The organism is Ectobacillus sp. OTK, assembly GCF_059698935.1.
On the sequence record NZ_AP048548.1, the window covers coordinates 63,103 to 85,500 of the forward strand.

Here is a 22,398-nt window from a genome sequence, read left to right on the forward strand (position 1 = left end):
ACATTTATGATATAAATGGTATAATTTAACAATAAGTATAAATACCGAAGAATCATGAAACTTAGTACTAAAAAAGCGTTAGGAGTGGAATTCAATGAGCAAATTTAATGATATGAATCCCGAACAATACACTGATTTTCTTTATAGTTATACAATCTTTGATAAAAGTCCTGAGCAAATAGCTAGTGATTTAGAGCTAAGTACGGAGGAAGCTATTTATATTCCAGAAGCTATCCGAGCTTTAAAGTTACAAGCTGTAGAGAGACAGCTAAACGGTCTCCCATCTCCAGATAATGCTTATTTCTTAACAGAATTTATTGAAGAGAGAATGGACGAAATTCCATCTGAAATCAAGAAGATGTTGAGTGGGATTGTAGATGAGACCAAATGAGCTTGAGAATATAAGGACTGGAGATATTGTTTTGGTACGAGATTATCCTAATGCGCATGATCTTAAAGCTGGGAGTGCGGCTACAAAGGATAGGTTTGCGGTTGTAATTGGTAATTTCAAGGAGGGATTCTTTTCAGCCCCGGCGCAATCTATTACAACTAAGGGAAGAAGAACAGAAAGAACGGATTATAGACTTAAGGAAAACGAAGTCCGATTGCCAGAACATATACTAGATAAAAGAGCTGATTTTAATTTAACTGGTGTAATTAAGGCGCATCGTTTTCCTTTAGTGTCGCAAGAACAAATGAGTTACAAAGTTGGTCGGTTACCGTTAGAAACTCGATTGAATTTAGTTAGTGTTCATGACCGGATAAAAAATAGTCCACGACAAATAGCAGAAATGAAAGCTGAGAATCCCCATTACTTGTATATTATGAATTACTTTAAGGAATTAACGGTAGCTGAGAAAATGAACTTTATGCAAGATCCGAAAGGAAACCAATTATATGAGTTTGAACGTAATAAAATGTATAAGGTTACGGCTGCGCAGCTTCTAAGCCAATCACCAAATCTAAATCACATTTCTATTAAGCTTGTAGGAAATGGTAAGGAATTTATACATACATTTGCTACTAGGAAGACTCTAGAGGAAGTTCAAAAAGAATGGAGAAAGCCAAAAATGGCAAAAGACTGGATTAGGGAAGATATGAAGTTTCATGTCCTCCAAAAAAATCCTTTGGCTGCGCTAAGGCCAGATTCAATTCCTCACCCTGATAGATATAAGCCTTTGAGTAAATTGATCGACCATGATCATAAACAAGAGATAAGCGTTAACAGGAACAAAGGGCTACAACTGTAATATTCACTTAGCATATTTTATAGGAAGCCTTCCATTGTTGGAAGGCTATTTGGGATTCTGCCAATAAGTGATTAAACAAACGTTTGTTTAAATGGAGATGGAATTCATCCTATTCTTACAAAATTCGATAGAATGACTGTTGCTTTGAAAAAGGTTTAATCAATGCGTTTAACTAAAATACTTATAGGAACAGTTGTTGTTTTTACATAAATCACCACCATTTACTACGAATAAATACACCTATTACAATCAAACTAGGAATGTAAGACCATTTCATTATCACCAAATAGGAGATGATACAACATGGCAAACAAAAACAACAATAGAAACCAACTAGTGGTTTCTGCAGCAGAACAAGCCCTTGAACAAATGAAGTATGAAATTGCACAGGAGTTTGGCGTTCAACTTGGAGCTGACACTACTTCAAGAGCCAACGGTTCCGTTGGTGGCGAAATTACAAAGCGGTTGGTTCGTATGGCTGAGCAACAACTGGGTGGAACCTTTCGTTAAAAGAGTATTGTTAATATTTAATAATAAGAATGGGACCTTCATTAGTGAAGTCCCATTTTCTTTAAAGGAGTTGCTCCACAATCTAGGCCAGTACATAAAGATGCTTCCCTCGTTTCCTTGTAGCCTGAATCCCTTCCTTTGTCCGTTCAGAAGTTAAATCCCTTTCAAATTGTGCAATGCCGGTAAAAATAGTAAACAGCATTTTTTCATGTGCCGTTGTTGTATCAAGCCACAATTCCTTTAGATTTTTTAAGGGCTGCTTTTTTGTGTTCGAAAAGGTAAGTCTTTAGGAACGATAATGAATTTTTTGGAAGTTAAACCCTAACTTTCCTATGTTAAGAGAACTGGCAGTCTCAAACGAGACTGCTTTCTGTTTTTTAGCGTATTATTACCCTATAACAAACTCTCCATAATTCAATAAAATCAACAAAATTAATGTATACCTATAGGCATTAGTTTACATTCAAAACAAAAAATCCGTGTTCCTTTTTTATTGGAACACGGTCATACAAATTAGGAGGTATAGCGAAAAAAGTACTTATAATATAACGATTATGGTTTAATATATAAATTTTTTTGCCTACAAACAGTAATAGAGACTACCAACCTAGCATCTTTCTTAGTATCTGGAATACCTCAAACTTCTCCTTCATATGCTGTATCAAATACAAGCAGAGGGAAGGATGAAACAAAAGATTTCTCCCTATCAAGTTGAATACGCGATGACCATTGGAAATCGAGTTGTAGGTGAATATATTACACTGTATGCCTCTTCTGAATTCCTTGCTATAGAAAAAGTTAAACAGGAACTTCATCGTCGTTTTGGTTCTGCAAAATCCATTGAGTTGCATGTTTCTTCAAGTGTGGATCATGCCCAAGAATGTATTATTATGGGGATCTAAGTAGTCAGCCCTTCAGATTGTTTAACTGAAGGGTTTTGGGTAATCTCCTAAATATATTGACTCTATATAGGTTCACAATTTGAACTGCCCTCCACTTCGTTTAGTATGAAGTGGAGGGCAGTTCATTGAATCCGCTTCTTATAGATTCAATATATTTATACCTTAATTTATTCGGTTACAAAATCCTTATAACTTGGAGTAACTTTCAGGTTACAAAATCCTTATAACTTGGAGTAACTTTCAGACAACTACGGCAGCAAAAGCCACCTCTTGTCTAAATGAACTTTCATCTCACCCCTAAAGGGGGTGCTGCCGCATCATAGTGGGCTTTCTCGTTCGGAAATTCTGTAATTACTCAAATTATTTTTCTTAGTAAATTATTTATCTTCTTTGAATAATCTTCAGTTAACTGATAAAGCTGAAGATGTACTTCCTTCAGGTTACTCTGATAGCCTATGATAACATCCTTATGATTATTATCTACTATCCAGATGAAATACTTTTTATAAGATCCATCTTTAAAGGAAATCCACATGTTATAGTCTATAAGATCGGCACCCTCTTCATCTAACAGTATTCTGTTCTTCTTTGCTGTTTGCATACCAGTAGCAAATGTTTGGAAGTCACTTGTGTTTGTGAACGTTTTTGATTTCTTCATTTTTATAGATTCAACATGTATGTCCTTTATCTCATTTTGTTCAAATATAACCGGCGCAGCATTTTGGAGTGTTACTGTAGTAACTGCTTCTGGCGAGGATTTAGACTCACTTAATCCATTTGTGCCTGTATACCAGATCAATCCTAAGATAACCAGTAATCCACCTAACAGCAAGAAAGTAACCTTTTTTATATGATTTCCCCCTTCCTATTTGTGTTTTAAATTCTCTTCCCATTTCTTACATCCCTTTACTGTCCATGTAAAAATAAAAGGCAATTAGTCAAAATGACTAATGGCTTTTTTCATATAACATGGATTAGCAGCATTAAAAACCAAATCATTGAGTAGATTTAAAACAATAGTGTTATGTGGGAAATGTTAATCGGACTTTACTCTAGAACAACTAAGATGAACTGCCTCTTTAGGCATACAGATAATTATATAGCGCATAATTTTGGGAGGAAGCCGCGTGAATCTCATGATTTCATTAGGAATCAGATACTACAAAGAGATTTTAATAGGATTATGCTTGTTGTTTGCCATGATATTTGTTTTGTTCCTTGGTGTAGATATGCCGAAAGACAACACGGTTCCTTTAACGGACAGTGGTGTTGCTGTTGTTTCTCCTCTTGTTCAACGATATGAGCCAATCTTACGAAAATATGCTAGGGACCATGGAATTGAATCCTATGTTCCTCTTATGATGGCCCTCATGCAACAAGAATCCGGGGGACGTGGTGGCGATCCTATGCAAAGCTCAGAATCACAGGGACATCCTCCAGGATACTTCCAAAATCCAGAAGAAAGCATTAAATATGGTGTATTGCATTTCAAGAATGTTATTACGAATGCAAAAGGAGACATAAAACTAGCTTTGCAAAGTTATAATTTCGGACCTGGTTTTATAGATTACGTATTAGCCCGTGGTGGGAAATATACAGCAGAGTTAGCAAGAGAATTTTCGGCATATATGTCCGGAAAATTGGGCTGGACGTGTTCTTATTGGCAAACTTCTCCTTTCTGCTATGGGGATATCAAGTACGTTGAGCATGTTTTAAGATATTATCAAGAGGATGCTACTCCAGTAAGTATTGTAAGCACTACAGCAAACGCCTATGGCTTTATTCAACCGATAAGTAATCCAAAGGTGACTTCTCCGTTTGGGTACAGGGTAGACCCATTTGACCCATTAACGGGTGCTCCAGTCATTCATAAAGGTGTAGACTATAGCTGCGGTGGGAAACCTATCCCCATTTATGCTGTAAAGGCAGGTATTGTCTCACGAGCTGGATGGCAAGACCCAAATAATCATGGGGTAGGATATGGACAGCGTGTTTATGTGGATCATGGAAATGGTCAAGTAACCGTATACGGTCATTTATCAAAAATTGATGTGCAAGAAGGGCAAAGAGTTCAACAAGGGCAGCCAGTTGGAGCGTGCGGAACTACAGGAAGTTCTACAGGCATACATCTTCATTTGGAACTTCGACTAAATGGAACGGCTGTAGACCCATTACCGTATATAAAGTAGGGGGGGGAAATCTATGAATAGACCTCTTATAGGCATTGTAGTCGCTTTGCTTTTATTCATCTCATTAGTACTGAATCTAGTATTTTATGGTCTTTGGCAGCGAGAAAAAGAAGTGCATATTTCTATGAAAACAGAATTAAGAGAAGCAAAACTCCGTTTAGAGGCTTCAAAAAAAAATTCTCCAGAACAGCTAACCAAAAAAGCAGAGGAGTTTGCTTTAACATTTCTAACGTATGATAAGGAGCATCAATCAGAACGTAAAAAACGCCTCCTTAGTCTTATGTCTAAAGGATTAGGTACTAAACTGCTTGAAACAAAAAAAGAGGTGTCAGGAGAACAGATAGAGGGCGATAACATAATATCATCTGCTAAGATAAAGGATTCCATATATAATCGAATAAACGAAAAAGAAGGAAAAGTTGTCTTGAAGGTCGAGCAAACATTAACCTCAAATGCAATGAAAGATACAACAAGTTTAGAGCTGACAATCCATTTAGAGCATGACGGAAAGGATTGGAAGGTTGTAAAATTTGACGTTAAATCCATATTGTAAGATTAGATTAATTTAAACAGTAGCGGGTCATAGGAGTCCCTCTAACTTCTAGATTGGGAGCGTATTCTTAAATAGGGCGACTTTGTAATTGAATATCTAAAGGAAAATGTATAACGAATCAGTACTGTTCAAAGACTGATTCGTTTTTTATTTATTTATTGCTTTTAAGGATTATTTAAGTATCTGGTATAGAATCTATTTTTCTTGTCAACTCTTATACTAATAGGAGGGAAAGACATGGAGAAAATAATGATTATTTTTATGCAACTTTTCATGGCTGTTCAAACTGTGTTTACTGGTAATACTGCAGATGTCTTCCCAGAAAACACGACTCATTTTATGAAACAAGAGAATTTTAAAATAGAGGATTGGAAGGTTTATAGTAAGGAGAATTTAGGAACGGTATCTAATGTTCAAGAGCTTGAAGAACTTGTTGGGAAAATTGGAAAACAATCCAAGATTACAGACTGGAGATATGAAAAAGTAGAAAACCATCACTATAAGATAACAGGGCAGCTACATCAGGAAACAAGCCGTAAACTAACCATTATTGTATTTGGTATTTTTAATAATAAGGGCTATGACGTAAGTGTTAATCAAGTTGTTGAGGGACAGACTAATTTTGATAACAAGCCACTAAAGTTATTAGACTTAAGTCAAACAGGTAAGGCTGAAGTATTTTATACGTTTACCGCATCCCGAACAGGGGGATACGAAACTGCAGAAATGTTGGAAATGGTACAGAAATATATGAGCCAGTTATCAGCAAAGGGGGTAGAGAAGTTAGTGGAAAAGAATTTTGTATCTATTTCTGCATATTCCCCAAATCTTAATAATAGCCTCTCGTTAGAAGGTGGCAGGAAAATGAACCTACAGGTAGCTATGAGAAGTCTTGATAATAAAACTACACTAACTATCGGATCTCCAATTATAACTACAGAATATTAGGATTTTAATGTTCAACATCTTTCTGAGTACACATTATAAATGGAATGAACAACTAATCCTAAATGTTTATATACGATTCTTTCTGGTTTTGGTTGTTTTCTCTTGGTAAGTCTAACCTGTTTTAGACATACGTATCACCTCAACTCCTAGTAAACTTCTCCCACTTAGGTTTGCATGAAGTGAGGGAAGTTTACTAGGTCTCCTCTTTATAGATTTATCATCTACAAAGAATATCTTTTCTTAATTCATTTAGTTATAACACCTTTATAACTTCTTCATTCTTGTCTGAAATCTTATCTTTTAATCTCTCTTCCTTTGCCCACTTAAAGAAAACATGACCAATAATGAATCCATAAATGATCTCTTGAACTATCTTCATAATAATTCCACCTAACTGTTGATCAGTTAACGGAGGTAACCATTCAAAGAGCTGTGGTGCAATAGCATAAGTGGTATACATAGGACTATGAGCAAAGATTATTAAAGCACATGCCGGTGTTAGCAAAATACCAGCACCAAATATATAGGCAATTTTCTTAATAGCTGATAAAGAATCTAAGCTTTTTGTTGGAGGAATAATTGGAATCCACATTAGAAATGCTGTAATTGTTAATAGTATGTGGCTAATATTATGAAATATAGCATTTGAAACTAAGGCATCAAATATCATAGGCATATGATAGAACGAAAGTAAAGTATTAAATAATAATAAAGAAACAAGTGGATTCCTTATTATTAATAAAATTTTAAACTTTTTACAAAAGTCCACTGTTGGTGCAACCATTTTTTCTGACAAACCTAACAAAATCAACGGAGGCATTGAAATATAAATTAATGATTGTTCAAGCATGTGAGCACTGAATAAATATTTATCCCCTAGAATATGTAAAGGACTACCTAAGGCAATAAATAAAATTATTAAACCAACGAGGAAAGATACTTTTCTTAAATTACTAACTAAATAAGTTGCTTCTCTACTCCGCATCTTGTAAAGATAGGTTCCAAAAACTAAAAGAATTAAAATAAAAAGCGTCGGGTTCCAAAGGTCAAAAAAGGTATAGGTAGATAAATCATTATGTTGTTCCTTTAAACCTTGAGCATATACCCCCTTCGGGAGACCTGATATAAAAACTATTGTTAAAACTATTATTCCTCTTATGAAATTTGTCATAGAAAAACCTCACTCATTTAGTTTTTACCTATAAGTGAAATAAAATTATTCATGGTCTCATAAGACATAGGACCGATATATTTATCACGAATAATTCCGTTTTTATCAATAATATACGAGGTAGGTATTGTGATTGCACGGTATCGATCTCCAACATTCCCGTTTTCATCAAATAGAACTTTAAACGTTATTCCATTATTATTCACAAAGTTTTTAACTGCATCAGGACTACTTTCCGTATTTGTTAGGTTGACTCCCACAATCTCTATCTGGTTATTCTTATTTTTTTGATAGAACTTTTTCATTTCCGGGATTTCAGCCTTACAAGGAGGGCACCATGAAGCCCAAAAGTTCAGTATGACTGTTTTCCCACGTAAATCAGATAATTTTAGTGTATCTCCTGTGACAGATAGTAATTCAAAGTCAGGGGCTATTTGTCCCTGATTAATACCAACTTCTCTTTTGATGTTTGGAACTGAATGAACTGTTTCTCCCGGCTTCTGGAGACTTGTAAGAATTGAAGTTATAGCAAGGCTACAGATTATGATAAACAAGGCTGCTTGACTTGTTCTATCTTTTGGTTTCTTCTCATTACTCTTATGAGTATTTTGTCTCTCATTTCTCCCCAACCAGCGTAAAATGCATACAAAAGTAATGGTTAATAAACTATAAATGAGTAATTCCTTTGATATCGTATCAGTATATAAAAACCTATTTTTATATAAGGACAGTTCAAACTGAATTACATGAAACCATATAAGAAGTTGTAATAAAGCACCTTTATTTATAAATCGGGAGACCGCTAAAAAGAAGAGAATAGCTATGATACCTTGTATCATCATCGGATATTCGTATGGATTTTGGTATACTTTAAACCATACCAACCAGTTAAAATATCCAAGATATACTGGGACAGCGGCTCTCATAAAGGTATCTAGAGAAATGTTATGTTTTTTTATATATAGTAACGTACGAAAGAGTGTAAATATTCCCCCTATGACTATTCCTGTATATCCTCCGTTGAAGTAAAGGATTGTCATTGGATTTTGAAGAACTGAATTGAAATGTAAGATAGTATAGCTAAATTTCCAAATTAGTACTATAGTAATGAATGCATTTGAAAATAAATCCATAATATCTCGCTCTATCTTTAAAACCCTGATGCCGTAATAAGAAATTAAATAGCTAACGAGTATTCCGCTAATTAATAGAAGGTTTTGCCCTTGATTTATGATATTTGTAATCTGCAAACTTTCATTCCTCCAAGTCCCTAGGTAGTATCTATATTGTAAACAAAAAATGTGCATTTTTTATGGAGAAGTATGCAAGATGGGCAGAGTTCTAATGTGACTTTAAAAGAATTCTAATTTGTCAATCTTCTAGTTGCGGAGGTAAATGTTTAAAGTATATTAATTACTAAGTAAGTTTTGTCTATCACCATAACAAAGGGGATTCTTCTATAATCGTTGATCGTGCCAAAAGTTCACAACAAAATGCTCTTTCTCATCATAAGCCTCAAACTCGTACCCTTGTTCCTTTAATTTCTGAATAATCCCGGGAACTGCTTGAACAGATTGAGCATGAATATCGTGAAGCAAGATTACTTCTTTATCCTTTGTTGATTGAGAAACAACTAAATTCACAATTGCAGGCACTGACTGATTTAGGGGAACTCGATTATATTTCCAATCTAGTGAATCAATCGTCCAATCCCATAGCTTAAGCTGGGCATCTGCTACTTGGTCCCGTAACGCCTTGTTGAGACCTGGCATAGAACCATATGGAGCACGGACAAGATTAGAATGTTGTCCTGTTACATCTTGGATGATTCGTTGACTTTCCTTCATTTCAGGTAGGAAGGTTTGTTGTCCATATAATTTTTTATAATTATGTGTCATGCTATGCATTGCAATATAATGACCTTCATTGACCCCTCTTTTGGCGACATCCTTATAGAGATTTACATTGGAACCTAAAACAAAGAAAGTTGCCTTTGCATCATGTTGCTTTAAAATATCCAACAATTGATTCGTATACTCTCCAGGTCCATCATCAAATGTGAGATACGCTATTTTACGAGTTTTTCCATCATATTTCTGAGGTATTTCTTTTTGCATATTTGTCTGAGGAAGTGTTGAAACCAAATTCACTTCATAGTTAGATGACGGAGCTGCTGCTTGAATTTGAGCACTTACTTTCCAACCACCATATCCGGCTATGCTTAGGGAAAAAACGGTAAAAAAAGTATACTTTATAAAGGGAAGTTTAGAACGTTTTCTATTTAATCTAGTCATAGCCTATAATCCTCTCTCGGAATTTTAAAGTATTGGTAAACTATTCCTAATCCATTGTAGGTGACTCTAATGTCCAATTCAATAAAAAATAATTTACTTATCAAAATTTTATGATTGACTTTTTTATAGTTGATTCAAATATATCGACATGATCTATTTAAGCTTTCAACCGAGTGTATTGTTAAATGTTTCTATTCCTATCTAAGAAAACTCATGGTACACTATTGTTAAAATTCAGAGGGATAGGGAGCATCTATCTATGTTTAATGTAACTACATTTTCACAACTACATCATCATACATAAACCCTTGAACCTTGCGTGAAAAAATTACGCGTAGGTACAAGGGTTATTCCCGTTGTACCTACGTTGCTATCAAGAGCCATGTAGGTATTTTTATATCTACATGGCTCTTTTTGTGTTTTCACAACATTATTCAAGGGTTTATACAAATATCTCAGGTACTACAAATTCGAAAATGATTTTCGTCATATGGATGCATATTAAGTAGAGAGAAAAAATGAGAGGTTATAGATTTTAACAGTATTGTCAGGAAACATTCACCTATGGTTAGAATGCATGATTTTAGTTAGTTTCAAATAAATACGATATTTAAATGCAAGGTATCTATGTGAGGTATCAATAAATAAATTAACAGTCAGAAAGGGTGTGTCGAGTTTGAATTACTTTTCAGTAAACTTACTCCCAAATTATTTTCGAAATTATGATGAATCCTCCAGTTTTCCAGCTCATGATCTAATTTTACAACCGCTACTTTTACGTGCTGAGGATTGCTATGTTTACGGGCTCGAGAACAATTCAGAATTATTGAAACAATGCTCTCGTATACTTTCTCCTACACGTAACAAATATAGAATGGATTTGTATCAAGACGTTATAAAAGGATATGAACAATTATGGAATGTACAGGGATGGGGGAGAGGCTCTATTGTGATTGTAATGGATCCAAGCCAGTTTAAAGGTGCGACTATCTTTTCACATTGTTACGATCCTGGTGTTTGGAACAATATAGACACAGGAGATACGCCAGCTGCTATTAGATATTGTAAGGATGCAACTAAGCGAAATAAGATTGCACTTTGTTTATCAGCTTCCAATGGAATAGAATATATGAAGATTTATGTGCCAGACAATATGCTCAAAGAACTGTTCAACTATGCAAAACAAAGCTGCTTGAAATCAGAGTCTGATACTTTATATAAATTACAGAAAGAACGTAGAAGTTTATCAAGGTAGCAGTTATTGAGTAAGCCCCCAATCAAACAACGCATATAAACACGCAGCGCCTCCTGATACTATGAATGTATTAATTTAAGGAGGTGCTTTTTCATATGCCGCAACAAAAACTGACAATTGTCCCCGTAACTTTACATTCCGAGAATAAAGAGTCAATTAAAGCAACTTCCTCAACCATATCTTCCAATAGTGCTTGCACGATCAAAATGGAAAATGTGGAAATCTCCTTCTTCAATGGCGTGGATGAGCACATCATCCAAACGGTCATGAGGGAGTTGAAAAATCTATGAAACACGACTATACAAGTGTAAAAAACATTTACATCATTTGCGGTAAAACAGATATGAGAAAAGGTATTGATGGTTTAGCAGCACTGATTCAAGATTCTTTCGAACTTGATCCTTATGGCGATTCTATTTTCTTATTTGCAGGGTGGAGTAAGGATCGCTATAAATGTTTGTATTTCGACGGCGATGGTTTCGCCATGCTTTATAAACGTTTAGATAATGGCAAACTCCAATGGCCCAAAAGTGAAAAGGAAGTACGCAATCTTTCACAACAGGAGCTTCGCTGGCTTCTTGAAGGTCTATCTATTCAGCAACCAAAGGCCATTCAACCATCGCCCAAAGGTGTGTTCTAAATTCGTTAAGCCATTTAATTTTATCTTTATTCCTCAGTTCGAGCTAGTTATAATAAGATGAACGAAACCGAACGAAAAGTGGTGAATGATGTGGCAAACGCTTCTTCTACGAATGAAAATCAATACGAGAAATTAATTCGGCTGCTCGAAGAGCAATTGGCTCATTCGAATCAACAAAACAAAGACTTATCGAAACAGATTGAAGCGTTAACCGATCAAGTGCGCCATTTAACCAAGCTTTTGTATGGATCAAAAACGGAGAAATCGAAATATAACGCACCAGACGGGCAAGCGTCATTATTTGGTGATGATCCGTCTTTTAATGATCCTGAGCACACAGGAGAACAAAGCCAACAGACGATTACTTACACTGTTGTCCGAAAAGTTCAAAAGAAAAAACGAAATGACTCATTGCATGATGGTATTGAAGTAGAAGCTGTTCACCATCATCCGGAAAATATAATCTGTGACTGTTGCCAAGCGCAAATGATTGAAATTAGCAGTACAATCGTACGCGAAGAAGCGAAATTTATTCCTGCCAGAATGAAGAAAGTACAGCACATTGAACATGCTTATGAATGTAAAAATTGTAAGAGTGATGCATTTAACCAGGCACAAATTAAACGTGGTAAAGCGCCACAAGCTCCTATCCAACGTAGCATCGCAAGTCCTAGCGTACTTGCCAAAGTAATATATGATAAATTTTCGCAATACTTGCCCCTTTACCGTCAGGTAAAGGAATGGGAACGTTATGGTCTGAACACAAATGATAAGAACCTCTCCAATTGGGTCATTCGTGCATCACATGATTGGCTATTGCCAATTTACGAACGAATGAAGCAATTGATGATGACCAAATCGATTTTACATGTCGACGAAACATATGGACAAATCATCAACCGTTCTGATGGGAAATCCGGTCAAACCAATGCCTATAATTGGGTGTATAGAAGTGTGCCAAGCCAAGGACCAACAATGATTCTCTTTCAAAGCGCATTATCACGGGCTCGATCTGTCCTTGAAAGTTTCATAGAAGGCTATTCCGGAACGATAATTTGCGATGGTTATTCTGCCTATGGTAAGTTGGAAGGCGTTACCTTCGCTAATTGTTGGGCGCATGTTCGTCGTTATTGGCTGAAGGCGGACAGCAAAAATGGCCGTATTGGTGTGAATTTTTGTGACGATTTATATCGACTTGAAAGGAAATTCAAGCATTTGTCTCCGAGTCAGCGCAGAAAAAAACGCCAAAAATACTCAAAGCCAATCGTTGATAAATTCCTTAATTGGGTTGAAACATCACCCTTCTACGGAAAAAATGCCCTCGCGAAAGCAGCTGAATACACATTGAACAGAGCAAATGGACTCAAAGCATTCCTGAATGATGGGCGCATTGAAATTGATAATAATCCGGCCGAAAATGCCATCCGTCCCAACGTTCTTGGAAGAAAAAATTGGCTCTTCAGTGTTAGTGAAGCCGGTGCAAAAGCGAACGCCATATGTTTGAGTATCTCGGAAACAGCCAAAAGTAATGGCGTTGATTTCTACGAATACATAAAGAAACTTTTGACGGACCTACCGAATCTTGGCATCCATCAAAATCCTGAAATTTTAGATCAATTCATGCCCTGGTCAAAAAAGATCCAGCTGGTATGTAGCAAATAGATGAAATTAGCCGTATTTTTGATTAAAAAAATCAGGATATACGGCTATTCGCGATGCGTACCGTGAGGGTACGCTTATTTTTTATTTCGGGCTTACGCTTTACGGAACGCTATACTTAATTTCTCACGTTTAAGAAAGGGACTTGTAACTAATAGCAAATTCGAAATGAAGTGATATTATATAGTGCTGTCTATGCCTTATATCTGATGGAAAAAGGGAATAGGAATTCCCTTTTTTTACTTTCAATTTTGTTTAAAGTCCCATTAAGATAGATGGTAAAAAAGGGATCACCACATACCTATCATAATGATACCGTGAACTTAGAAGATGAATAAATTTCATATGTGCTATGAGAATTTGCGCTACAAAATATCAATATATCGTAGCTTTATCTGGGGGGATTAGTATCAGAATCACCTTACCTTAAGAACAAATATAATAATCGTCTAACCAATGTAAGATTTCCTCTGTTCTGACATCAATGAGGTAAAAATTAACATTTTTATTTCGTTAAATATCAATAATCTACATAACTTGACAGAAAACAACATCCGTTTTAACCTTTTTACTGTTGGAAAATATTTTCTCAAATATATTCATAGAAAGGTAGCTACACTTATGAAGAACATTCTAGCTAGTATGGCAGTAGTTTCTGTTGCAGGAGGCACTGTTATTAGTACTGCGCAAGCAGAAACTCCGATAGCACAGGAGGATTCACAACAAGCCTCAAACTCTTCTCCCGTAGCAGTACATGAAAATCAAACAATAACAAACGAGTATACGGTAAATACAGACGCCCTACGTGTTCGTACAGGTCCTAGCACATCTAACACAATTCTTGGGCTTGTAACAAAAGGACAAATTCTACAAGTAGTAGGGGAAACTGATGGTTGGTACAAAATTCAATATAATAATAGAGATGCCTACGTCAGTAAAGATTATGTCACACCAAATCAAATAATAGTAGATACAACAACCCTACGCGTTCGTACAGGTCCTAATACATCAAATCCTACTTTGGGACTTGTAGGCCAAGGAGAAGTTTTACAAGTAGCAGAGGAAACTGATGGTTGGTACAAAATTCAATATAATGATAGGAATGGCTATGTTAGTAAAGATTATGTCACCACTGATGATGGATCAACTGTAAAATTGAAACAAACAACAGTGCAAGCGAATGAAACTTATACAGTAAATGTATCTTCCCTGCGCGTTCATACAGGTCCTAGTACATCCCATCCAGTATTGGGTGTAGTGAAGAAAGGACAAGATATACAGGTGGTAGGAGAAGTACAAGATTGGTATAAAGTACAATTCAATGGACAATCCGCTTACATAAGCAAAGATTATGTATCACTAGAAAGAGATAATACTTCTACGTCTATACAACCGACAACGACAGAATCTGTACAACAGGACGGAACATACGTTGTAGATGCTGCTGTTCTTCGTGTTCGCACAGGTGCGGCAACTTACTCCCCTGTTATCGGAGGTATACTAAAAGGGCAAGTCTTACAGGTAATAGATGTTGAAAACGGTTGGTATAAAGTCAAATATAACGAACGCATAGGATATGTCAGCAGTGAGTTTGTGAAATTTATTAAAGGAGCCTCCACTCCACAGCAAGAACAAGCTCAGCAACCTGCTCAACAGCAGCCAGTTCAGCAAGAACAAGCTCAGCAACCTGCTCAACAGCAGCCAGTTCAGCAACAACCAGTTCAGCAAGAGCAAGCTCAGCAACCTGCTCAACAACAACCAGTTCAGCAAGAGCAAGCTCAACAACCTGCTCAACAACAACCAGTTCAGCAACCTGCTCAACAACAGCCAGTTCAAGACTTTTATGTTAAACCAAGTACCCTAAATGTCAGAAACGGTGCAGGTATGAACTATGGAGTAATCGGGGTTGTTCAGTCTGGGCAAAAAGTACAAGTAGTTGGACAACAAGCTGGTTGGTATAAAATCATCTATAATGGAAAAACAGGCTTTGTAGGTATGAGCCATTTATCTAAAACAATGATTCCGGTAGCAGAACAACAATCCCCAGTAGTAAGCACGCCTAGCGAAGTCAAAGCAAGTGGCTTTATTAAACCAGCTATAGGGAGGTACACTTCTGGATTTGGAAAACGCAGTGGACAAATGCATTATGGTTTAGATATTGCCGCTTCTGGTACAGTACCAATTGCTGCAGCAGCAGATGGAGTAGTTACTCGTTCTTATTTCTCTGCAAGCTATGGAAATGTTGTGTTTGTTTCTCACAACATGAATGGGCAAACTTACACAACTGTATATGCTCATTTAAGTAGCCGTTCTGTCTCTGCCGGTCAAAGAGTAACACAAGGACAACAACTTGGATTTATGGGTAATACAGGAGAATCTGAAGGGCAGCATTTACATTTTGAAATTCATAAAGGTGGATGGAATGCAGCGAAAAGTAACGCTGTAGATCCAAGATCATATATTGATTAAAGGGCTTATTAAAAGCCCTTTCAGACTGTTGAAAAATAACTTCACCAATAGCCGATTAATTTTTTTCCCTCCTCTTTACGATAGAAGAGGAGGGATTTTTCATATGTATTACGTAGAACAGAATCTAACTATGACAAAAAATAGAAAGCATTATGAAATGATGAATGACTTACTCAATTACCACGAACTTATAGTTATAGTACGGCTCATCTAGATACTTCTAAATACCTTCTTAATTCTGTGTTGCCTCTTCAACATTAATTTAGTTCAGCCTTATGAATCTACTTCTCCCCTTGTCAATACCCGAGCGAATCTGTGCACTGACCCTCTGTTTCCGCATTTCCTCATACAACTAAACTCACCAGTTCTCGATTTGTTGTATTAGAGATGCTTATCGAAAGTCCCTGTTATTCATTTCAATCCTTTAACTCCTTTCATGATTACTAATATTAATGCTGGATAAAATTCCTTACATACAAAAACAGCAATACAAATCCTCCACCAGCCAATAACAAGAAACTGAATACCCCCATCTTTTTCTGTGCTTTTAATAACATTTCATTCACTGTTACATACCCCAAAGTTCCAATCGCCAATCCCATCAGTACACCATTTAAATGGATATGGTCGCTTCTTACCACGCTGCCGAGTACAGTTCCAACTCCTAATACGAGTGATAATAGTGTAATCGTCAAAAGAAAATACACAATACGAAACCGAGCAAATAAGAAGGGGACTGCTAGCGCAAGTCCCTCCGGGATGTGATGAATAACAGCAGCAAACAAAAAGGGTATTGCCGTGTCAAAGCTCTTCATAGATATACCAAATGCTACGCCTGTCGGAACATTGTGGATATAGATTGCCAGAGATAAGAATAGAAAGGATCGCCACGCTTCACCTTCTTGGCCTTCTTGATCGTGCGGATGATGAAAATATATATGAAGCAGTACCATAAACAAAATACCCATACCCACCCCGAGGAGGAGTCCAGTCAGCTCATACTCAGAAAGTGTCTCTGGAATGAGTTCGAAAGTAAGTAGCCCTGCTAACATTCCCCCGCAAAAGGCATACAAACTATACATTTGATTTGTCACTATACTTCGAGCTGTTATAGCCACCGTTCCCCCTACTAGTAATCCGCTAAAGGCAAGTGCAGCTGTCATAATCGGTAACATCATCCCCTCCATCTATGCACCTCCTTCCTATTCCACTTTTTCCATGTGTATGTCTAATTCTTTGGGAATAGTCATGGCACTCGTATAACAGAGATTGATAAGTATAATCTTATAATTTCTATTGAGGATACAGGTTGCAGGATGAATCATAGTGCTTTTAAAGAAGACAACCCCTTTAATATTGCTAACTTTAAGGAGAAATTTATGGTAAATTGAACTACTAGTCATCATAACCTGATAATTATAGTTCAGAAAAAGTAATCCAACATATTCTTGTATCATACCTCATAAAATGGACAAGGAAGACAAGCCTTTAGGGAGGAATGAATGTGGAGGGTATAAGTGATTATTTGAGGAATCCTTTTAGTTACTGATGAGGAGAATCCTATTAACTTATTTTTGTACAGTATTTGGTGCCTTTTTACAAGGTGTATCCATGTCCTTGTTTTTGTTTCCCCACTCTATACCTTCTGGAGGGGCCGCTGGTTTGGCTCTTCTGATAAATCGTTGGTTCCCTTTATCCCTTGGCTTTTCCTTGTGGTTAGCAAATGTTGTTTTCTTATTTTTTGCCTTGAATTATTTTGGATACTCTTGGACGATTCGAACCATCATTTCGGTTGCAACCACCTCGACTACTATTAGCATCCTAACTCCTATGGTTGCTCTTCCGCATGTACATATAGCGTTAGATATTTTGGGAGGAAGTATTCTTTTTGGTATTGGAGTAGGTTTATTGATTCGGGTAGGAGCCTCCAGCGGCGGAATGGTCATCCCGGCACTCATGATTGCCTCCTACAAGAACTGGAGTCCTGGAAAAGTTATAATGGTCATCAACCTTTTAATTTTTCTATTAACCGCCCTTATCATAGATTATAAAGTTATGATTTATGCAGTAATCTGCCAACTCCTCTCGACTAATATCATTGATTTTATTTATACCTTTAAATTTCAAAGAATCCGTACTCTATCTGTAAATTTGAGAAAAAAATGAGAAGATCCTAATCAAAGGAGCTTCTTCAGAGCGTAGACAATCCTCTTTTTGAAAAAGTTATCTGAAGAAAGAGGGACTTTTTTATTTTTAATTTTTATATACAGTTTCAATCATATAAGGAAAACATTCTATACTGACTAGTGAGCAACTATAAAAAACGGATTATAATTTGGATTCATAGCTTTACTTCCGCTTTCAGGAATGTTGTGAACAGAACAAAAATCCCTCAGAACTTGTGAGGGCACTAAAAAAGATCATGATGTTTTAAAATCACAGCCCTTTTCAGTGCTCCCTTGCTATCTTATAAGTAACAAAAAAGCTCTGACACCATAAAATTGTCAGAGCTTTTTTTATTAATTTGTAGTATGTGTTTCAATGCTTTGTTTCCTAGATCGAACACTTACAAAGGCAAAAGTGGCGACTAAAAAAATAAAAAGAATGATTCCCACGATTTCGAAATTGAGTTCTGCCCACGGATTAAAGAAGGTAAATGCCAGATAGAAGGAAACCCCATACGCTAAGACAACAATCACCCAACCCAGGATTCTTGACGCAGACTGGCCGATTTTGCTTGACTGATTCACCATTTTATAGACAATTAATGAATCAATTGTATCTGTAATCATCATGCCAAACATAAAAACTAGTCCTAAAAGTAAAGGTGTATATTCACCTGCATTCCCTGCTGCTAAAGACCAGACAGCCGTTTGACTTACCGTCTCGGCAGCCAAGGCAAACAAAGCCCCTACTAAAATAATAAGTAAAGGATTTGTTGTTCCCTTAGCAACTCTAGGAATAAATTTACCCTTTAATCCACTCAATTGAAATTCTTCCTGATTATTTCTGGTGCGCAATAGATTATAAGTATTTAACGTTCCAATAAGGAATAAAGAAACAATCGACACCCAGGATGCAATATTATCAAAATAAGTTGGGAATGAAAAATTCTCTATCACCATTCCTAAAATACTAGCTATTACAGCTACCATTCCTCCATGACCCAATGCAAATAATGTACCCACCCAACGTGCAAACGGACTGCCCATTCGCCAATTATAACGAGTTTGTCCATCAATAAAAGCAAGATGATCCGCATCTAGTCCATGTCGAAGCCCTAATACAAAAACAAGTAAAAAAAGTGATACAGTTTCCATGTGAAAATTCCCCCTTTTTATAAATAAACAAGACATAAAAAAACCTTAACCTTTAACTGGTTAAGGATTCATGGGTACGCGCAAATAGACGACAAAATGGCAGAATACAATTGTCGCTTCATCTCCGTACACCTCTCCTTTCCGCGAAGGCTGTTTTGGTGTTACAACCTAGGTAGGTCTCCTGGCTTTTGAATCATCGCGCTCTATCGTCTTCCCCAAGATATGGTTGAGTGACATACATGATAGAGAACTCCTCAATTACAGTGGCGGGACCGCTCGGGATTTGCACCCGATTCCCTGTTACCCCTTGCTCTCACAAGGGCACCTAGTTTGCTTACAATATGATGTTGTAACTTGATTATACGTATAATTCTCAAAATGTAAAACTTAATTTTTTATGCTATAACTCTGTATTAGTTTACATCCTAATTGGCTAATAAGAGAATCACAGTATATTTAACCTGTATCCATGTTAGATTACCATAACAGACTTGATATTCAACGTATCTTTAAATCTTAGAAGAACTTCTTTTAGGTCGCTTACTGAAGAAAGTTTTTCTAGACTTAAACTAATTTTATGAAATAAGAAAAATTTACTTCTAATCCAGTGTTTTCATATCAGTAATTACCTGAAATGCTGCTGATTAAGCAATAAAATATGGATATTAAATCCAAATTTGACACTTAGTTTACAGATTGTTTCGGTGACCCTAAAAAATAAACATTGACAAACCTTTCCTTTGAGAATAAATTTTAGCTTAACAACATATTTTTGCGTTAAGGAAACTTTTTTAGGGGGATTAAAAATGTCTGAACAAAACCAATTTTCCAGAAGAGATATATTAAAGTTGGGATCTGCTGGCGCCATAGGCTTGGCAGGGAGTTATTTTCTAAATAGTTTAGCGCCTTTTACCCCTTCGGTTAAAGCGCAATCTCATACCAAAAACCACAGTAATACAGATCATAGTCAGATGATGAATGACAGTATAAAAACTTCAGGATATAAAATGGCAGAAAAACTACTGACTGAATTTGATTATGGGAAGGTCACTAGACTTCCTAACGGTCAAATTTTGCGTGAATATACAGTTGTTGCCATCGATAAAGAAATTGAAATCGCAAAAGGCATTAAATTTCCAGGATGGACATATAACGGAACGATTCCAGGACCTACGTTTCGTTGTACGGAAGGGGATTTGCTTCGATTCTATTTTACAAATAAAGGAAGTCACCCCCATTCCATTCACTTTCATGGCATCCATCCACCAGAAATGGATGGAATTACTCCTATCGCTCCAGGACAAAGCTTTATTTATGAATTTGAAGCCAGACCCTATGGACTGCAATTATACCATTGTCACGTGTTACCTCTCGCTCGCCATATTCATAAAGGGTTATACGGGAATTTTATCATCGATCCGAAAACCCCGAGGGAGCCGGCGTTGGAGTTGAACATGGTAATGAACGGATTCGATTTAGATTTGGATGGTGGAAACGACTTTTACACTATTAATGGATATGCCTTCGCATTCATGAATCATCCAATTAAAGTGAAAAAGGATCAGTTAATTCGTATTTATCTTAGTAATCTTACAGAATTTGATCTAATTAACTCTTTCCATCTTCATTCGAACTATTTTACCTATTATCCGACAGGAAGAAATGATAATCCCTCCCAGTTTACCGATACAATTATGCAATGCCAAGGTGAACGTGGCATTCTTGAAATGAGATTCCCATATAAGGGGAGATACATGTTCCATGCCCATGTTAGTGAATTCGCTGAATTAGGATGGATGGGATTTTTCGAAGTAGAGTAAAGGAGAGGTGACAAAATGAAGACAAAATGGATGATTTCAGGCTTCATCCCTTTAGTAATGCTTATAGGAGTATTAGCATGGGTATTAATAAACGGAGCAGGAATAGAAAAAGATCCTGCTGCACCTATTGAAGTATTGAATATTGAAAGAATTAAAGTAACAAATGGAGGTTTTGAACTTTCAGTAAGTAACACCGGTCCGGAAACACTTACGATTTCACAAGTGATTGTAGATGATTCAGTTTGGAATTTCAATGTTTCGCCTAGTCCTACGCTCAAACGTTTCGAGGAAGGAAAAGTAACTATCCCCTATCCATGGGTTGAGGGAGATCCCCATGCAATTAAAATCATCACTGAAAATGGTATTGTAACAGAAGGAGAAATTGCTGCGGCAACCTTAACTCCTGAGGCTAACTGGAGCAGCTTTTTAAACTATGGTTTTATTGGTTTTTATGTTGGGATTGTCCCTATCACTCTAGGATTATTGTGGTATCCATTTATGAAGCGCTTTAAGCGAAAATGGATTAATACTATCCTCGCACTCACTGTTGGGCTCTTATTATTCCTGTTTGTCGGAACACTTGCTGATGGATTTGAAATTGGTGCCGAAGCTCCCTCTGTATTTCAAGGAAATATGGTAGTTATAATAGGAGCAGCTCTTACCTTCTTGCTATTAATAGGATTTGACCAGTATCAGCAAAGAAAGGGAGAATCCAAAAGTTACTCACCTTTTAAAATAGCACTTCTAATGGCTATAGGCATTGGGCTTCATAACTTTGGGGAAGGACTGGCGATTGGATCCTCTTTTGCTCTTGGAGAGGCAGCTTTGGGAACTTTTTTAATTATTGGTTTTACTTTGCACAATATTACAGAAGGAATTGGGATAGCTGCTCCACTTTTAAAAACCAAGCCTAGTATAAAAGTCTTCTTTATCCTTGGAACCCTCGCTGGCGCACCTGCAATCTTTGGTACTTGGTTCGGTGGGTTTATCTTCTCGCCAATCTTGGGTGCTTTATTTTTAGGAATTGGAGCAGGTGCCATTTTACAAGTAATTTATGTCATTACAAAAATGCTTATTGAAGACCATAGAACACATAAGGAACCATCTGTCTCCTGGTTAAACCTTTCTGGGTTCGCTGTTGGACTGTTAATCATGTACTTTACTGCATTTTTTGTTAAATTTTAAAGAAGAAATTTGAATACTAGGAGGAAGGTATGCTGCAAAGTATCGGGGTTCCAGGCTTAATACTTATTTTAATAATTGCGCTTATGATTTTTGGCCCTTCTAAATTGCCGGAAATCGGAAGAGCATTTGGCTCCACTTTAAGGGAATTTAAAAAGTCCACTAGAGAGATTATGACAGATGATTCAAATGAAGAAACATCTAATAAGCAAGAAAAATCATCTATATAAGTTGAA

General features: G+C 36.5%; 22 protein-coding genes, 1 pseudogene and 1 riboswitch. Of the genes and pseudogenes, 16 read left to right on the forward strand and 7 right to left on the reverse strand.

Translation table 11 applies throughout. The features are described from left to right. Nucleotides 1-94: 94 nt before the first annotated feature. The 3 genes from AC6HZ4_RS27510 (at nucleotide 95) to AC6HZ4_RS27520 (ending at nucleotide 1,760) form a co-directional block, all read left to right on the forward strand. The gene (locus tag AC6HZ4_RS27510) at nucleotides 95-391 is read left to right on the forward strand and encodes a hypothetical protein (protein ID WP_497495987.1); all 297 of its coding nucleotides are present in this window, start codon (nucleotides 95-97) and stop codon (nucleotides 389-391) included. Beyond that, the gene (locus AC6HZ4_RS27515) at nucleotides 378-1,250 is read left to right on the forward strand and encodes a hypothetical protein (protein WP_497495988.1); all 873 of its coding nucleotides are present in this window, start codon (nucleotides 378-380) and stop codon (nucleotides 1,248-1,250) included. Before AC6HZ4_RS27510 ends, AC6HZ4_RS27515 begins: the two co-directional genes overlap by 14 nt. 303 nt (nucleotides 1,251-1,553) lie before the next feature. Next, nucleotides 1,554-1,760, forward strand: coding sequence for an alpha/beta-type small acid-soluble spore protein (locus AC6HZ4_RS27520; protein ID WP_497495989.1), 207 nt, complete (start codon nucleotides 1,554-1,556; stop codon nucleotides 1,758-1,760). Nucleotides 1,761-1,860: 100 nt separating this feature from the next. Here AC6HZ4_RS27520 and AC6HZ4_RS27525 read toward each other — a convergent pair. Continuing rightward, nucleotides 1,861-2,013 (reverse strand): annotated as a pseudogene (locus tag AC6HZ4_RS27525) (recombinase family protein); the annotation flags it as partial. 430 nt (nucleotides 2,014-2,443) lie between these two features. Here AC6HZ4_RS27525 and AC6HZ4_RS27530 point away from each other — a divergent pair. Continuing rightward, complete coding sequence (locus tag AC6HZ4_RS27530) at nucleotides 2,444-2,662, forward strand: DUF3903 domain-containing protein (protein ID WP_497495990.1); 219 nt, start codon at nucleotides 2,444-2,446, stop codon at nucleotides 2,660-2,662. Between the two features lie 355 nt (nucleotides 2,663-3,017). Here AC6HZ4_RS27530 and AC6HZ4_RS27535 read toward each other — a convergent pair whose 3' ends face one another. Further along, complete coding sequence (locus AC6HZ4_RS27535; protein WP_497495991.1) at nucleotides 3,018-3,494, reverse strand: YhfM domain-containing protein; 477 nt, start codon at nucleotides 3,492-3,494, stop codon at nucleotides 3,018-3,020. Nucleotides 3,495-3,798: 304 nt separating this feature from the next. On the opposite strand from AC6HZ4_RS27535, the gene AC6HZ4_RS27540 reads away from it, so the two are divergent. From AC6HZ4_RS27540 to AC6HZ4_RS27550, 3 genes are all read left to right on the forward strand, one after another. Continuing rightward, entirely contained in the window at nucleotides 3,799-4,851 is a 1,053-nt protein-coding gene (locus AC6HZ4_RS27540; protein WP_497496005.1) for a lysozyme family protein, read from the forward strand. A 13-nt stretch (nucleotides 4,852-4,864) separates the two neighbouring features. After that, on the forward strand, nucleotides 4,865-5,404 hold the full coding sequence (locus AC6HZ4_RS27545) for a YddI family membrane protein (protein ID WP_497495992.1): 540 nt from the start codon (nucleotides 4,865-4,867) through the stop codon (nucleotides 5,402-5,404). A 237-nt stretch (nucleotides 5,405-5,641) separates the two neighbouring features. Beyond that, on the forward strand, nucleotides 5,642-6,352 hold the full coding sequence (locus AC6HZ4_RS27550; RefSeq protein WP_497495993.1) for a YwmB family TATA-box binding protein: 711 nt from the start codon (nucleotides 5,642-5,644) through the stop codon (nucleotides 6,350-6,352). Between the two features lie 253 nt (nucleotides 6,353-6,605). On the opposite strand, the gene AC6HZ4_RS27555 is transcribed toward AC6HZ4_RS27550, so the two are convergent. From AC6HZ4_RS27555 to AC6HZ4_RS27565, 3 genes are all read right to left on the reverse strand, one after another. Beyond that, nucleotides 6,606-7,523 (reverse strand): cytochrome c oxidase assembly protein, encoded by a 918-nt coding sequence (locus AC6HZ4_RS27555; protein ID WP_497495994.1) that lies wholly within the window; start codon nucleotides 7,521-7,523, stop codon nucleotides 6,606-6,608. 17 nt (nucleotides 7,524-7,540) lie between these two features. Continuing rightward, nucleotides 7,541-8,773, reverse strand: coding sequence for a peroxiredoxin family protein (locus AC6HZ4_RS27560; RefSeq protein ID WP_497495995.1), 1,233 nt, complete (start codon nucleotides 8,771-8,773; stop codon nucleotides 7,541-7,543). A 207-nt stretch (nucleotides 8,774-8,980) separates the two neighbouring features. Further along, nucleotides 8,981-9,817 (reverse strand): polysaccharide deacetylase family protein, encoded by an 837-nt coding sequence (locus tag AC6HZ4_RS27565; protein ID WP_497495996.1) that lies wholly within the window; start codon nucleotides 9,815-9,817, stop codon nucleotides 8,981-8,983. 676 nt (nucleotides 9,818-10,493) lie between these two features. On the opposite strand from AC6HZ4_RS27565, the gene AC6HZ4_RS27570 reads away from it, so the two are divergent. The 5 genes from AC6HZ4_RS27570 to AC6HZ4_RS27590 all read left to right on the forward strand — a co-directional run bounded on the left by AC6HZ4_RS27570 (nucleotide 10,494) and on the right by AC6HZ4_RS27590 (nucleotide 15,840). Next, nucleotides 10,494-11,072, forward strand: coding sequence for a hypothetical protein (locus AC6HZ4_RS27570; protein WP_497495997.1), 579 nt, complete (start codon nucleotides 10,494-10,496; stop codon nucleotides 11,070-11,072). 95 nt (nucleotides 11,073-11,167) lie between these two features. Beyond that, nucleotides 11,168-11,362 carry a hypothetical protein gene (locus AC6HZ4_RS27575; RefSeq protein ID WP_497495903.1) on the forward strand — a complete coding sequence of 65 codons (195 nt, stop codon included), beginning with the start codon at nucleotides 11,168-11,170 and terminating at the stop codon, nucleotides 11,360-11,362. Continuing rightward, a complete protein-coding gene (gene tnpB, locus AC6HZ4_RS27580; RefSeq protein ID WP_497495902.1) occupies nucleotides 11,359-11,712 on the forward strand; it encodes an IS66 family insertion sequence element accessory protein TnpB in 354 nt (117 codons plus the stop codon). The genes AC6HZ4_RS27575 and tnpB overlap by 4 nt, the downstream gene beginning before the upstream one ends. Nucleotides 11,713-11,802: 90 nt before the next feature. Further along, nucleotides 11,803-13,374 (forward strand): IS66 family transposase, encoded by a 1,572-nt coding sequence (gene tnpC / locus AC6HZ4_RS27585; protein ID WP_497496002.1) that lies wholly within the window; start codon nucleotides 11,803-11,805, stop codon nucleotides 13,372-13,374. 618 nt (nucleotides 13,375-13,992) lie between these two features. Further along, entirely contained in the window at nucleotides 13,993-15,840 is a 1,848-nt protein-coding gene (locus AC6HZ4_RS27590) for an SH3 domain-containing protein (RefSeq protein ID WP_497495998.1), read from the forward strand. Between the two features lie 449 nt (nucleotides 15,841-16,289). Here the strand turns inward: AC6HZ4_RS27590 and AC6HZ4_RS27595 are convergent, their stop codons facing one another. Beyond that, entirely contained in the window at nucleotides 16,290-17,027 is a 738-nt protein-coding gene (locus tag AC6HZ4_RS27595) for a ZIP family metal transporter (protein WP_497495856.1), read from the reverse strand. A gap of 361 nt (nucleotides 17,028-17,388) precedes the next feature. Between AC6HZ4_RS27595 and AC6HZ4_RS27600 the strand changes: the two genes are divergently transcribed. Next, complete coding sequence (locus AC6HZ4_RS27600; RefSeq protein ID WP_497495857.1) at nucleotides 17,389-18,006, forward strand: YitT family protein; 618 nt, start codon at nucleotides 17,389-17,391, stop codon at nucleotides 18,004-18,006. 353 nt (nucleotides 18,007-18,359) lie between these two features. Here the strand turns inward: AC6HZ4_RS27600 and AC6HZ4_RS27605 are convergent, their stop codons facing one another. Further along, nucleotides 18,360-19,160 (reverse strand): HoxN/HupN/NixA family nickel/cobalt transporter, encoded by an 801-nt coding sequence (locus tag AC6HZ4_RS27605; RefSeq protein WP_497495858.1) that lies wholly within the window; start codon nucleotides 19,158-19,160, stop codon nucleotides 18,360-18,362. A gap of 154 nt (nucleotides 19,161-19,314) precedes the next feature. After that, nucleotides 19,315-19,504, reverse strand: a riboswitch (cobalamin riboswitch). Nucleotides 19,505-19,966: 462 nt separating this feature from the next. On the opposite strand from AC6HZ4_RS27605, the gene AC6HZ4_RS27610 reads away from it, so the two are divergent. Genes AC6HZ4_RS27610 through AC6HZ4_RS27620 form a run of 3 tightly spaced genes read left to right on the forward strand, consistent with a single transcriptional unit; the run spans nucleotide 19,967 to nucleotide 22,392 of the window. Next, nucleotides 19,967-20,980, forward strand: a complete 1,014-nt coding sequence (locus tag AC6HZ4_RS27610; protein WP_497495859.1) for a multicopper oxidase domain-containing protein — start codon at nucleotides 19,967-19,969, stop codon at nucleotides 20,978-20,980. Between the two features lie 15 nt (nucleotides 20,981-20,995). Beyond that, nucleotides 20,996-22,165 (forward strand): ZIP family metal transporter, encoded by a 1,170-nt coding sequence (locus AC6HZ4_RS27615; protein ID WP_497495860.1) that lies wholly within the window; start codon nucleotides 20,996-20,998, stop codon nucleotides 22,163-22,165. Between the two features lie 29 nt (nucleotides 22,166-22,194). Next, entirely contained in the window at nucleotides 22,195-22,392 is a 198-nt protein-coding gene (locus AC6HZ4_RS27620; RefSeq protein ID WP_497495862.1) for a twin-arginine translocase TatA/TatE family subunit, read from the forward strand. Nucleotides 22,393-22,398 lie beyond the last annotated feature (6 nt).